Here is a 14,162-nt window from a genome sequence, read left to right on the forward strand (position 1 = left end):
TTTTTGAATTCTTCTACTAAGTAAGCGATGATTTTTTCGTCAAAGTCATCTCCACCTAAGTTGTTATCTCCAGCAGTTGATAATACGTCAAATACGCCATCACCTAATTCAAGGATAGAAACGTCAAACGTACCACCACCAAGGTCAAATACTAATACTTTTTCTTCTTTATCTGTTTTGTCTAAACCATATGCTAATGCAGCTGCAGTTGGTTCGTTAACAATACGTTCTACTTCTAAACCAGCGATTTTACCAGCGTCTTTTGTTGCTTGACGTTGCGCATCGTTAAAGTATGCAGGTACTGTAATAACAGCTTTTTCTACTTTTTCGCCTAAGTAATCTTCAGCAAAACCTTTTAAGTATTGTAAAATCATTGCTGAGATTTCTTGAGGTGTGTATGTTTTTCCTTCGATTTCTTCTTTGTATCCAACTTCACCTACGTGACGTTTGATAGAAGCAATTGTGTTAGGGTTAGTTACTGCTTGACGTTTAGCAACTTCACCTACTTGGATTTCTCCATTTTTAAATGAAACAACAGATGGTGTTGTTCTGTTACCTTCTGGGTTTGTAATAATTTTTGCTTCTCCACCTTCTAATACTGATACAGCAGAGTTTGTAGTTCCTAAGTCAATACCGATAATTTTACTCATAATAATAGTCTCCTTTAATGTTTTCTATTTTTATTGTGCAACGATTACCATTGCAGGTCTTAAAACGCGGTCATGTAAGATGTAGCCTTTTTGTAAGACTTGAACAATCTCATCAGTTTGTTGTCCTTCTGATAAAGGAACAGTTTGAACTGCTTGATGTTTGTTCGGGTCAAAAATCTGACCAAGAGAATCGATTTCAACAACGCTTGCTTCTTTCAAAGCATGAATCATTCCTTCACGAACCATTTCGATTCCTTTTTTCATTGCTTCACCATGTTCATCACTTGTTTCGATTTCAAGAGCACGATCCAAGTTATCTAATGATGTTAGCAAATCTTTCGCTAAGTTTTGTGCGCGATATTTCGCTGAATCTTCACGTTCTTTATTGTGACGATTTCTCATATTCACAATTTCAGCCTGTGCACGTAAGAATTTATCTTCCATGTCACTTAATTCTTGCTTCAATGTGTCTTCAACAGAAATTTCTGCCACCTCTTCTGTAGCTGCCTCATCAATGGCTACTTCTTCTGCCACTTCTTCTTTTTCAATATGTTCAGTTTTATCTTTCTTCAATTCATGACTCTCCTTTTCCTAGCTTTATTGACTAATTGAGTCATTCAAGCTTCGATAATATGAATCTAAATGTCCTGATAACTCAGTTGTCATAGTAGTTACTAAACCATGTAACTTCGAGTAAGACATATTAGTTGGACCTAATAAAGCAATAACACCTTTACCATGATTTGGTACTTCGTAAGCAGCGGTAATCAAACTCATGTTAAGTAACAAGTCATTTTCAATTTCATCACCAATTTTTATTTCGATTCCGGTAGAATCTGGTAATAAAATCTCTGTTAATTGATCTGTGTCACTAATTAGGGAATAAATAGATTTAAACTCAGCAATATCTGTTACGTTTTCTGAATTCAATAAATTCATTCCACCACTAATGTAAACCTGATCATCAAAAGCTTGGTTAAAGACTTCTTCAAACAAGTACAACACATTAGTTGAATTAACAAAATACTTTTGAAGGACCAATGGAATCTCTGTCCTAAGTTTATGATAGACAGTCAACAAGCTCTCTCCAACTAATCGATCATTGATGATTTGAATCATTTTTTCAATATCCTCAGAGGTAATACTTTCTGGAATCGAAAAAACTTGGCTTTCTACATAACCTTGATCCGTTACAATAATCGCAATCAATTGATTCTTATTTAGAGGAACAATTCTAAAACCTGTTAACTTTCTCTCCTTCACTTCTGGGCCAAGAGAAAACGCTGTGTAACTTGTTAAGTCAGAAAGAATCTTAGCAGATGCTTCTATAATTTCATTTGTCGCATGGTACTGCTTGTTTAAAAGCTGGCGAATTTGAAATATGTCATGACTTGATACTTCAGTTGGTCGCATCAGATGATCCACATAAAACCGATAACCTTTAATGGAAGGAATCCTTCCTGAAGATGAATGGGTCTTTTGAATAAGTTCAAGCTCTTCTAATTTTGCTAAGTCATTACGAATCGTCGCAGAACTTGCCTTTATCCCTTGATTCATCAAGGTCTTAGAACCAACTGGCACTCCCGTTTCAGTGTAAATTTTTACAAGTAAATGTAAGATGTTCAGTTGTCTTTCACTTAAAATAATCATCACCTTCTTTATTTAGCACTCTTATTTAACAAGTGCTAATTACATTTACTAATATAACAAGGATTAATTTTATTGTCAACAGTTAACACTTAAATTTTTAGCACTCGAATACAACGAGTGCTAAAAATTAAAACTAAGGAACTTGTAAGCGGGACCATTGTTAATTAATGGCTTTTTCATTAACTTTTTTATTCTTTTTTAGACTTTTTCTCATATATCAATCGCACTTTAATAACTTACGTTATAATTTATTTATCACGAAAGAGGAGATGGATGTTTTGAAAAAGAAAAAATTTAGCTTTCCTACTGCGTATACAGTTATACTAATTGTCTTGTTACTTGTGATGGTTCTCACCTTCTTTATTCCGGCTGGTAAATACGCTAGTTTAAGCTATGATATGGCTAAAGAAGAATTTATTGTCACGCAACCAGATGGTAAAACATCAGTTGAACCTGGAAACCAGGCAACACTAGATAAGTATAATATCAATACAAATCTAGATAAGTTTAAAGATGGTTCTGTTTATAAGCCTGTTGGGATTCCTGGCTCTTATGAAGAGTTAGAAAGAGAAAAAAGAACAGCTTTTGGAACTCTTACCGAATTTTTAAAAGCTCCTATTCAAGGACTAGCTGAGTCCATTGATATTGTTACATTCGTATTAATTTTAGGTGGTATTATTGGAGTTATTAATAAAACCGGTGCTTTTGCAGCTGGTATGAATGCTTTATCTAAGAAACTAAAAGGGAAAGAAAAATGGCTTATCATTTTAACATTAACCCTGATTTCTATTGGTGGGACAACATTCGGGCTTGCTGAAGAAACTATTGCTTTTTATCCTATACTAGTTCCAATTTTTATAGCGGCTGGTTATGATGCTTTAGTAGCTATTGCCACAATCTATTTAGGTAGTTGTATTGGGACTCTTGCCTCCACAATCAACCCATTCTCAATTGTTATTGCAAGTAATACTGCTGGGATTAATTTTACTGACGGCATAGGATTAAGAATTGTCATGTTAGTACTTGGTACCTTATTATGTATTTGGTACACAGTTAGATATGCTGAAAAAGTTAGAAAAAATCCTGAAGAATCTCTTATTTACGATCAAAAAGAAGAGTTAGAGCATAAGTTTTTAATGGCAAATGCCGATGAAGAGATTCCAACATTTGATTTCCGTAAAAAATTGATGTTAATTATTTTTGCCTTAGGCTTTGTCGTTATGGTTTATGGCGTGAAAGAGTTAAACTGGATGTTCGTTGAAATCTCATGTGTGTTCTTATTAATTACTTTCATTCTTGCAATGATTTCTGGCCTTAAAGAAAAAGACTTTGTTGGTGAATTTGTTACAGGAGCAAGTGATTTACTTGGTGTCGCTCTTGTTATTGGTTTAGCTCGTGGTGTAACTATCATCATGGAAAACGGTATGATTAGTGACACTTTAATGTACTGGCTAAGTAATGGTGTATCTAATATGAGTGGTCCTATCTTTACCACATTTATGTTCTTTATCTACATTTTGCTTGGTTTCTTCATTCCTTCTTCATCTGGTTTAGCTGTGCTATCTATGCCTATTATGGCGCCTCTTGCAGATGTGGTAAATGTTGACCGAGCTCTTGTTATTGATGCCTACAATTGGGGACAAGGAATCATTTCATTTATTGCTCCAACAGGTTTGATTCTTGCCTCCTTAGCAATGGTTGATATTACCTTTGATAAGTGGTTGAAATTTATTATGAAACTGATGATTATGATTATTATCCTTTCTATCGTTTTACTTGCGATTGGTGTATATATTTAAAAAAAGTGGTTGTGACGAAATAACGTCGCAACCACTTTTCTTCATATTAATTAATTAAAAATTCTTTAAATACTTCGTTTCCTAAGATGAGGCCTTTTTCTGTTAAACAAAGACGATCATTATTCGTCTGAATCATTTTATCCGCTAATAACTTTCCAATAACATCCCCGTAAACAGAATCCAAAGATTGATTAAACTTCTCCTCAAAATGCGAAACAGAAACACCTTCTATTTTTCTTAATCCTAAGAACATCTCTTCTTCCATTTGATTTTGAATAGTTAAATTCTCAGTTGTAATCGTTGGTAATTGATTTTCTCTTAAAGGTTTTAAGTAATGTTGAATTGGTCCGTGATTTTTATAGCGAACATTACCCAAATAACCACTTGCTCCAGCGCCTAGTCCATAGTAGTGTTCATTATTCCAATAAACTAAGTTATGCTGACTCTCTTTACCTGGTATACAGAAATTACTGACCTCATATTGATGACGACCTGCCTTAGTCATTTTATCAATCGCTAATTCAAACATGTCACCCTCAACATCAATTCCTGGTAAATGTAATCTCCCTTGTCTTGCCCAATTGTAAAACATTGTCTTATTCTCAAGTATTAAAGAATACATAGAGTAGTGAGGCAAATCTAAAGATAATGCTTGATTTAAGGTATCTTCAAAATCCTCAATGGTTTGATTAGGCAACGCAAAAATCAAATCGATACTAACATTTCGAAAATCAGCTGCTTCAAAAATCTTCATGGTATCATACACGTCTTGAGCTGTATGCTTACGACCAATTTTTTTAAGCAGACGATCGTTAAAAGATTGAACCCCCATAGACAAACGATTGACACCATAATTTTGTAATACTTGCAGTTTTTCAAGTGTTAAATCTCCTGGGTTTGCTTCAACCGTAAACTCATCACCATCAGTAAAAGGCAATTCTTCTCTAACACCCTTTAGTAAGGCATCCAATTGGTTAGCTGATAATGAAGTTGGAGTTCCACCACCAATATAGATAGTATTGGTTTTTTTACTTGGGTATTTCAATCTAGTTAATTTAATTTCTTTGATTAAGGCTTCAATGTATTCATCTACTGGTTGCCCCTCAATAAAAACTTTATTAAAGTCACAATAAAAACAGATATGCTCACAAAAAGGAATGTGAATATACGCTGAGATGCTTTCTTGCTTTTGATTTATTTTATTTAGTTCAGTCATTTAGTTACTCCTCTGAGTTAGTCTCAGTGCTTATTTTAACATACTTTTCTTTTTTACGTTAAAAAGAGCCTATAAAAGCAAATCAGCTTACCTTCATTATTAACCTATCTCAGTATAAAAAACATGACCTCCTCATTATGAGATGTCATGTTTTATAGTTTATTTGATTCCTTTGTAAGTAAAATATTCTCGTGTATCTTCTTCATCAATTTTCAATTGTGTGACTAATCCTTCTACACCATTAAATTTCATCTCTTTACGTAAAAAATGACACCACTGAACAGATACTTGTTCACCATAAATATCATCATCAAAATCCAAAATGTTTACTTCAATGGTCATTGGACGATCTTTTTCAAAGGTAATGTTATAGCCAATTTGAGCCATTCCCATATACCATTGGTTAGCAACTTTGATTTTCACTGCATAAACGCCACCAACTGGCAATAAAGACTGTTGTGGAATTTTTATATTAGCTGTTGGAAACCCTAGAGTTCGTCCTCTTTTATCTCCATGAACTACCATACCAGATAACTCATAGGTATAACCTAAAAAGTCATTAGCGCCTTCCATATCGCCATTTGCCATCATTTTTCTAATGTTCGTTGAGCTAATTTTTTCCTCACCTTGAGTTTGTTTAGCTACTTCAATAATATCAAATCGACCATTAGCATATTCTGGTAAGTGAGACATCGCTGCAATATCTTTTTTGCCGTAAGTATAATCAAAACCTGCAACAGCTACTTTTGCGTGTAAACCAACAATGTATTGATCAACAAACTCTTGAGGAGACAATCCAGCAAACGCTGATGTGAATTCTACAACGTATAATAAATCTACATTAGCTTCTTCCATACGTTTTGTCTTTTGTTCAACTGTTGTAATGTACTTCATTTTTTTGTGATCTACTTTTTGAAAGACCACTGATGGATGATGATTAAACGTCATCACCGCAAGTTTTAATCCTCTATTATTTGCTTCTTGTCTTGCTGTTTCAATCACCTTTTGATGACCTCTATGAACGCCATCAAAAAAGCCAAGAACCAAGACAACGTCGCCTTCTGGTATTTCTGTTGTTTTATATGGATGGTGTATATGTATAACTTCCATGAACTTTCCCCTTTAATCGTTTCTAAATACTTTGACTGGTTTCAACAACCCTGTTTTAGTTGGGTGCTCCCCGTAAATACTAACTGCCTGATTCTCATAGAATAAAACGGTTGGTTCCTTGATGGTATCACCTTCAAAGAAGGTATCTTCAAGTACAGAACCGTTTCTAACCACTTGATACATCTCTTTTGTTAATGTAATAGAAGGGAATTCTGCCAATCCTCTTTCAAGAGGTAGTAAAAATTCATATTCTCTTTCTAATTCCATTAATAAAGCAATTTCTTCTATAGTAAAGCACTCTTCTTTTGTGAAGCCACCACTTTTTATTCTTGTTAAATCTGACATATGGGCTTGAAAACCAAGTTTGCTACCTAAATCCACTGCTAGAGTTCGCACGTAAGTTCCTTTACCGCAATCAACGTGGAATTGCCACTTTTGTAACCCTTCAGAAAAAGTAGGCTCACTTTGACGAGAAAACTCATAAATCATTACCTTTCTTTTTGGTCGCTCTACTTCTTCACCTTTTCTGGCGTAGTCATATAATCGACGACCATTAACTTTAACTGCGGAATACATAGGTGGAATTTGTGTGATTTCGCCTAAAAAACTAGCCATAGTTTCATCAATTGTTTCAATTGATACAGGTTGATCTAAAAGACTTGTTTCAATAACCTCTCCACTAGCATCTTCTGTTTCAGTAGAAAAACCTAAGGTAACTTCACCTTGATAAATCTTGTTTGAATCTTGAATGTATTCAATTACTTTAGTCGCTTTACCAATACAAATTGGTAGCACACCGTCTACATCTGGATCTAGGGTACCACTGTGACCGACTTTTTTTGTTTTTAATATCTTTCTTAGTTTGAAGACCACATCATGACTAGTCATGCCACGAGGCTTCCAAACGGGAATTATTCCTTCCATTCGCTAACTCCTTAACATAGAATATACGTTGAATATTATAACACACTTAACCTAATATAAATAACTACCAGAGCTTACTAAAGTAAAAATCTAAAGAACGGACTAAAAACACTCAACAGATTAACCAAAATCTTTTTAAACAAATTAACTGGTTTTTCCATTACACTTCGATTCTCTTCATAAGTTGTTCGTCCAGTTACTTTAAGACTTTGATTCTCATAACGGGTAATAACAGATTGTAACTCTTTAGCTAACCCTTCGCTTTGCACAATTAACATATTTTCACTACTAAAAAATGCAGATCTTGAATCACTGTTCATTGAGCCAACACCAACAATACCTTCTTCCATTAAAAAGGCTTTTTGATGATTCGAATTCTCTGCTTGCAATTCCCAAATATCAGCTTTTTCTAGTAATTTATTTTTTTGAAATAAATAACCACTAAATGCCAATACATTGGGGCTATTACTCATAGAGTTTGTATATATTTCTAATTGTGCGTTGTTGTTAGCTTTTATGTAATCTTGCATAGGATTCGTTAATACAACATAAGGACTTATTAATTTAAACTTTCCAGTACCTTGATTCATAAAGGCTGTCATTTGAGCCCACACAATTGGCTTTTTCACCCATTCGTTCGTTGAATTATAACTAAAGAAAGCACGATCCATTGGATAAAAATCCAGATTAGATAATACAGGTTGTCCTATATCATTCTTCAATTCCTTAGTTGTTTGACTCACCTCATTTGAAAAATCAGATGAAGTAGTTAGCCATCTTGAATTCGGGTATTTCTTTTTATTTTTGGCATAATCAGCTGCCCATAATTCGTTGTAATACGCTTTTCCTTCATTAATTATTTTAGGACTCTTCTCATGTTTCCCATTTTGAACAATAATATCTAAATCATTCACTACAGCTTCTTTAGTTGAAGGTACTTGAAAGCGGTCATTCACATTACGACCTGAAGATAGGAGATACTCATCGTCCACAATAATGAGCTTATCATGAATCACATTATTCATTTTCCAAGGCTGGAGTAGGTTTATTCCTCCGACTACTTTTATTTCCACATTCTCAAACTCATCTAAAACTGATAAATAAGAATTTTTTGACACACTATTTGAGAAGCGATTGACTAATAGTTTAACCTTGACACCTCTTTGGGCCGCTTCTTTGATTTCATTAACAAACATCAAACCACTTTTATCATGACCAATAGAATATTGACTAATATAGAGTTCTTCTTTTGCTGATCTAATCAAATCTAGTCTTAACTGAAGCGCTCCTTCTACTGTCGAATGTAGGGCAACAGTCTCCGTTAAGTTAGGCTCACTACTAGTAAACTCATCTAAGCTGACAATCTCTTCATCTAAAATAGACTTATTTTGAACATTCATCTTAATAAAAGAATAACCAAATAAACTAATTAACACATACAAGCTATATACCAATAAGGAAGTAGCAATAATTTTCATTGTTTTTGACATTCAAAAAACCTCCTTTATTTTCATAAATAAATCTCTATTCTTTTATTCTATCATTCCTCTTAAGAAAAAATCAAAATTTGTTTCCTAAACCAACAAAAAAGAAGCTAACCAGATTGTCAGCTTCTTCTTATTCTCTACTTTGTTATTACCCTAAAGGCTTAGCTAATAAAGCAACATCAGCTTCTGACAATGACTCTAAAAAGATGACCACTAATTCTTTAGCTGCTTGATAATCTCTGAAATCAACATAACAATGATGGGTATGAGCATATCTCACGGGAATTCCCACAACAATGGCTGGTGCTCCATTATATAAATTAATCGGCGCACCATTTGTTCCACCACCACTTCTAACAGACACTTGGACTGGAATGTTTTGTTTTTTCGCAAGATCAATAACCTGATCTTGAAATTCAGGATTAGTTATCATGGATACATCAAAGTAACGTAACATAGGACCTTTCCCAAGAGCTGATTGAATCATGTACTCTTCAGAAGACGTATCATCAGCAGGACACCCTTCAAACACAATAGCTAAATCTGCTTGAACTCGCTTAGCACCAACTTGAGCCCCACGTAAACCTACTTCTTCTTGAGAAGATAGTGTTCCTGCCAGTTTAAAAGGTAAGGACTTCTCTTTAAGTTCATCAAAAACGTCCATCATACACGCAACTCCAATGCGACAATCAAAAGCTTTTCCTAAAAAAAGGCCTGTTGATCCATCAAAAGAACAAGCGACATCTGGAATCACTGGAGCCCCAATCCGAATTGAGAATCTCTCCTCCACGTCTTCAATTGAAGTAGCGCCAATATCGATTGATAAAGAAGAGATGCTTAATCCTTTAGCACGTTCTTCTTCACTCATAAAATGAGGCGGTTTGCTGGTGACAATTCCTTGAATGTACTCACCTTTTTTGTTTTTAACTTTTACTTTTTGAGCAGCAATATTACTTGGAATCCAACCACCCACAGTTAAAAACTGCAACAAGCCATTTGGTTTAATCGCTTGAACAATAAAACCAACCTCATCACTATGAGCGTCCAACTGAACAGTGAGTGAGGACTCTTGATTTCCCACACCATCTAAATACAAATTTTTAATCCCATCTGTATCTGTCTGGCCTAACTTGTCCCAACTTTCTCGGACATAAGTCACAACTTCATCTTCAAATCCTGAAACACCTGGTAAATTAGATAGGTGAACAATATTTTTGATTGCTTCTTGTTTTTTCATTTTGTAACAACCCTCTTCTTCATTTTTTAGTTATTATTCCAAGCTTTTCCCATGTCGTCCATTAAGGAAATTACTTGTTGTGTGATATCTCTTAGATCATTTTCTTTTGGTGCTCCTTGTAAATAATCATTTAACATATCTAACTCATAGTTAAAGACTTCTACTGAATTCCCACTTGTCACCTCAACTACTTCTCCCGAATTCATATACATAGTTGCTGTTTCTGCACGTGGAAAATCATTTATTTGAACAAATCCCTTATCTCCCGTAATAAGTATTTGTTTAGGCATTTTCCCTCTAAATGAGATCATCACACTTGCTTGTTGCCCCGATTCATTTTTAAAGATAGACACAGATTTTTCATCAACACCTGTTGGAGCAAACTCAACATCTGTTCCTAAAAGACTTAATGACGTACCTAAAAAGTAAACTGCTGCTGAAAGAGCATATGTTCCAATATCAAACAATGCTCCGCCACCTTTTTCTTTTGAGAAAAAGCGATTGTTTGGATCATAGTCTTTACAACTTCCAAACAACACACTAGCGCCACTGACTTTTCCTATTTCACCATTAGCAATTTTTTCTCTAACAGCTTGAAACATAGGCATATAAAATAAAGTAACAGCTTCTAATAGAACGACCTTATTTTCTTTAGCCACTTGAAATAGATGTGCTGATTCCTTACTTGTTAAAACCATTACCTTTTCACATAAGACATGTTTCCCATGTTCTAATGCTTTCAGGACATAGTCATAATGAGTCGAATTAGGTGTAGCGATGTACACTATTTCTACCTCTTTATTAGCCAAAAATGCTTGGTAATCTGTTGTACTATTTTTTAATGAATAGTCTTGAACAAATTGTTTTAAAGAAGCCTCACTATGATTGTAGACAGAAACCACTTCATATTTACTTCGATCTAGCTGACTTACAAATTGTTTAGCAATGTCACCTTTTCCGACGACACCAATTTTTGTTTTCAATCATATCCCTCCTTATTAGGCTTTATTTTATCACACCTTGCCAAAAGTACTAGTCCTATATCCCTAAAAATTAGTAACAAAAATGAAAAAAGAAGCTGACAATTAAGTCAAACTCCTTTTCATTTCATCTTAATCTGCTAATTGCTGCCAAACCTTCAGAGCATCTTTCATTCCTTTGACTTGATGAACTCGAATAACCTCTACGCCTTTTACTGCGCTATATAAGGTTGCTGTTACAGAAGCATAATCTCGTTCTAGGGGACGATCTTCGTCTACTAAATGAGCAATCGTTCTTTTTCGCGAAACACCGTATAATAAAGGAAAATCTTTAAAACGATATTTATCTGGATATTTTAAGATATCTATGTTTTCCTCTAAGCTTTTACCAAAACCAATCCCTGGATCAAAGAAAATACGTGTTGGATCGATTCCTTCTTTTAAACAGGCTTCGTATTTTTCAGTGTAAAATTGTTGAATGTCTTCTTCAACACTAAGCTCAGTTCTTCTATCTCGTGAATGCATGATAACTAAATCTGCTTCAGGGTATTTTTTAGCAACTGCCATCATACCTTCTAAATCTAGTCCACGCACATCATTTAAAATAGTAGCCCCATTGTTTAACGCATAATCGGCCACTTCAGGGAAATACGTATCCACAGAAATAGGAATATCACTTTTCTCTCGAATCGCTTTAATAACAGGTCCAATACGCCTAATTTCTTCTTCTGGAGAAATTTCAATATAACCTGGTCTAGTTGATTGACCACCAATATCTAAGATATCTGCTCCTTCTTCAATTAGTTGAAAGGCATGTTGAATCGCTTGATCAGACTCAAAAAAATTACCACCATCTGAAAATGAATCTGGCGTCACATTAACAATTCCCATTACTTTAACATCATTCATGACTATCTTACTCCTGTTCTAAAATACGTTTAGTAATTTCTTTTAAGGCTCTTACTCTAGGGCTGTGCTCATTTCTTTTAGTTAAAGGAAGCTCTGCCAATGTTTTTCCTATTTCAGGTAAATAGAAACAACGATCAAAACCGTAACCTTCCTCACCAATTTCGTTATGAGTTAATTCACCTACTAGACTTTTTTCTACAATAATTGACTCTCCTTGAGGATCAACATACGCCAGTGTTGCAAAAAGAGTGATTCTTCGATTTGTTTCACCAGCCATTAAATCAAATAATTGTTGATTCTTTTCGTGATCATTTGTCCCTTCATGAAAGAAACGAGCTGTTTTCACCCCTAAAAGAGTCGGAAACGCTTCTAAAATTAAGCCTCCATCATCTGCTAAGACAGGTCTTTCAAGTAATTTGGCAAAATTTTGTGCTTTTTCTAAGGCGTTTTCTTTAAAAGTAGTCCCTGTCTCTTCAAAGTCAACTCGTTTCTTACTCTTTTCTCCGTAAGAAACAAGTTTCACTTTTGAAGTATTTAAACTTTCTTGCATCTCATTTAATTTGCCTAAATTATTTGTCCCTACAATGATTTCCATTATCTACACCTAATTATTAATAGCAGCTAAAAAATCATTTTTCCACTCACGGTCTTCTTTAAAAATACCTGTATAATGGAAAGTTTTAGTTGAACTACTTGGTGTTTTTACTCCACGCATCGTCATACACATATGCTCTGCTTCAACAGAAACAGCAACACCTTTTACAGGTACGTGTTTCATTAATTGATCCGCAATCATTATTGTTAAATCTTCTTGAACACTTGGTCGTTTGGCACAATACTCAACCAATCTTGGTAATTTACTTAAACCAAGGACTTTATTGCCATCTGGAACATACGCAACATGAGCTTTACCAAAGAAAGGTAGTAAATGATGTTCACACATAGAGTAAAACTGAATATCTTTCACTAAAACCATATCTTCATCGTTACGACTGTCAAATAAGGCATAGTCATCAAACTCAGGGCCAGTTAAAGAGGCAAAGACTTCGTTATACATTTTTGCTACACGTTTTGGTGTATTTTTTAACCCTTCACGTTCAGTATCTTCACCGAGTGCTTCTAAGATTTGCTTGACTGCCTCTTCTATAATCACTTGTTTTTCAGTATCCATTAGTTTACCAACTTTCCGTCGTTTCCCAAACTTCTTCTTTATTACCAGTTTGGTTAATCAAATTTTCTAGTGTTTGTCCAAATAAAGTATCTTCTTCATAAACATCTTTTAAGGGTATCAAAACAAAGGAGCGCTTTTTAATTTCAATATGAGGAATAGTTAAACGCTCAGTATTCACGTGTTTATCTCCTAAAAGAATTAAATCAATATCTATAGTTCTTGGGCCCCATCTAATAAGACGTTCCCTACCTAATTTCGCTTCAATCCCTTGTGTGATATCTAATAGCTTAATAGGTTCAATAGACGTCTCAATTTTTACCACTGCATTTAGGTAATTATCTTGAGGAACGTCACCATAAGGCTCAGTCTCGTAAATCTTAGACTTACCTAAAACGCTTATCCCTTCTGTCTCAGAAAGATAGGTTACAGCTTGCGTTAAATAAGACATTCTATCGCCTAAATTACTTCCTAAAGCTAAGTAACCTATTGTCATTTACCTGACATCTCTCTTTCCATTTCGATTTCAATATTATCAAATATACCTGGCATTGGCACACTGTATTTTCTAATTCGAACCATGGCTTTTTGTAACTTATCTCCATGGACTTCTTCTATATCATCTAAAATAGCTGAAGCAACAGCTTCGATTAAATCAAACGAATCACGTGCAAGGCGTTCACTGATTTGATCATTCACTTCTGCGTAACTAACTGTATCCATCACATCGTCTGTTTTTCCTGCTTTTGTTAAATCCATTGTTAATTCCACATCAACTTCTAGTTGTTGACCTAAAACTCTTTCCTCTTTCAATACACCATTTTTTGTGTAAAACTTTAAGTTATTAATTCGAATTTTTCCCATCAGTAACATCCTTTGTATTGTTAGTTTTTTCATCAATTAAAATAATTATTGATAACGTTATCCTACCACAATAACTAGGCATAGTTCACCATAAAAGTGACAAAAAACCGTCTATAATTCAAAATTTTCTCATTTAAACAAAAAAGAGCTTAGCCCAAATGGACTAAA

At 34.4% G+C, this 14,162-nt stretch carries 15 protein-coding genes; 1 reads left to right on the forward strand and 14 read right to left on the reverse strand.

Annotated elements, in window-relative coordinates; genetic code table 11:
- The 3 genes from DOK76_RS08155 to hrcA form a co-directional block, all read right to left on the reverse strand.
- Nucleotides 1–650, reverse strand: a 650-nt coding sequence (locus DOK76_RS08155) for an Hsp70 family protein (RefSeq protein WP_206966651.1), incomplete at its 3' end; no start/stop codon positions are given.
- Between the two features lie 30 nt (nt 651–680).
- Nucleotides 681–1,223: a nucleotide exchange factor GrpE gene (grpE, locus tag DOK76_RS08160; protein ID WP_206966653.1), complete on the reverse strand. Its 543-nt coding sequence runs from the start codon at nt 1,221–1,223 to the stop codon at nt 681–683.
- A gap of 24 nt (nt 1,224–1,247) precedes the next feature.
- Nucleotides 1,248–2,294, reverse strand: a complete 1,047-nt coding sequence (gene hrcA, locus DOK76_RS08165; RefSeq protein WP_206966814.1) for a heat-inducible transcriptional repressor HrcA — start codon at nt 2,292–2,294, stop codon at nt 1,248–1,250.
- A gap of 275 nt (nt 2,295–2,569) precedes the next feature.
- On the opposite strand from hrcA, the gene DOK76_RS08170 reads away from it, so the two are divergent.
- Nucleotides 2,570–4,099, forward strand: a complete 1,530-nt coding sequence (locus DOK76_RS08170; RefSeq protein WP_206966654.1) for a YfcC family protein — start codon at nt 2,570–2,572, stop codon at nt 4,097–4,099.
- 46 nt (nt 4,100–4,145) lie between these two features.
- On the opposite strand, the gene hemW is transcribed toward DOK76_RS08170, so the two are convergent.
- The 11 genes from hemW to folB all read right to left on the reverse strand — a co-directional run bounded on the left by hemW (nt 4,146) and on the right by folB (nt 13,994).
- The gene (gene hemW / locus DOK76_RS08175; RefSeq protein WP_206966656.1) at nt 4,146–5,315 is read right to left on the reverse strand and encodes a radical SAM family heme chaperone HemW; all 1,170 of its coding nucleotides are present in this window, start codon (nt 5,313–5,315) and stop codon (nt 4,146–4,148) included.
- Nucleotides 5,316–5,474: 159 nt separating this feature from the next.
- Nucleotides 5,475–6,425, reverse strand: coding sequence for a riboflavin biosynthesis protein RibF (gene ribF, locus DOK76_RS08180; RefSeq protein ID WP_206966658.1), 951 nt, complete (start codon nt 6,423–6,425; stop codon nt 5,475–5,477).
- A gap of 12 nt (nt 6,426–6,437) precedes the next feature.
- Nucleotides 6,438–7,349: a tRNA pseudouridine(55) synthase TruB gene (gene truB, locus DOK76_RS08185; RefSeq protein WP_206966660.1), complete on the reverse strand. Its 912-nt coding sequence runs from the start codon at nt 7,347–7,349 to the stop codon at nt 6,438–6,440.
- 77 nt (nt 7,350–7,426) lie between these two features.
- The gene (locus DOK76_RS08190; protein ID WP_206966663.1) at nt 7,427–8,839 is read right to left on the reverse strand and encodes a phospholipase D-like domain-containing protein; all 1,413 of its coding nucleotides are present in this window, start codon (nt 8,837–8,839) and stop codon (nt 7,427–7,429) included.
- 145 nt (nt 8,840–8,984) lie between these two features.
- Nucleotides 8,985–10,073, reverse strand: a complete 1,089-nt coding sequence (locus DOK76_RS08195) for a M42 family metallopeptidase (RefSeq protein ID WP_206966665.1) — start codon at nt 10,071–10,073, stop codon at nt 8,985–8,987.
- Nucleotides 10,074–10,099: 26 nt separating this feature from the next.
- On the reverse strand, nt 10,100–11,056 hold the full coding sequence (locus DOK76_RS08200) for a Gfo/Idh/MocA family protein (RefSeq protein WP_206966667.1): 957 nt from the start codon (nt 11,054–11,056) through the stop codon (nt 10,100–10,102).
- A gap of 129 nt (nt 11,057–11,185) precedes the next feature.
- Nucleotides 11,186–11,962 carry a dihydropteroate synthase gene (gene folP, locus DOK76_RS08205; protein WP_206966669.1) on the reverse strand — a complete coding sequence of 259 codons (777 nt, stop codon included), beginning with the start codon at nt 11,960–11,962 and terminating at the stop codon, nt 11,186–11,188.
- Between the two features lie 7 nt (nt 11,963–11,969).
- Nucleotides 11,970–12,557 (reverse strand): non-canonical purine NTP pyrophosphatase, encoded by a 588-nt coding sequence (locus DOK76_RS08210; RefSeq protein WP_206966671.1) that lies wholly within the window; start codon nt 12,555–12,557, stop codon nt 11,970–11,972.
- A 9-nt stretch (nt 12,558–12,566) separates the two neighbouring features.
- Entirely contained in the window at nt 12,567–13,133 is a 567-nt protein-coding gene (gene folE, locus DOK76_RS08215; RefSeq protein ID WP_206966673.1) for a GTP cyclohydrolase I FolE, read from the reverse strand.
- Nucleotides 13,134–13,137: 4 nt separating this feature from the next.
- A complete protein-coding gene (gene folK / locus DOK76_RS08220) occupies nt 13,138–13,626 on the reverse strand; it encodes a 2-amino-4-hydroxy-6-hydroxymethyldihydropteridine diphosphokinase (RefSeq protein ID WP_206966675.1) in 489 nt (162 codons plus the stop codon).
- A complete protein-coding gene (gene folB, locus DOK76_RS08225; protein WP_206966677.1) occupies nt 13,623–13,994 on the reverse strand; it encodes a dihydroneopterin aldolase in 372 nt (123 codons plus the stop codon). Before folB ends, folK begins: the two co-directional genes overlap by 4 nt.
- Nucleotides 13,995–14,162: the final 168 nt, after the last annotated feature.

Origin of the sequence: Candidatus Vagococcus giribetii (assembly GCF_017316185.1) — a bacterium.
Lineage (GTDB): Bacteria > Bacillota > Bacilli > Lactobacillales > Vagococcaceae > Vagococcus > Vagococcus giribetii.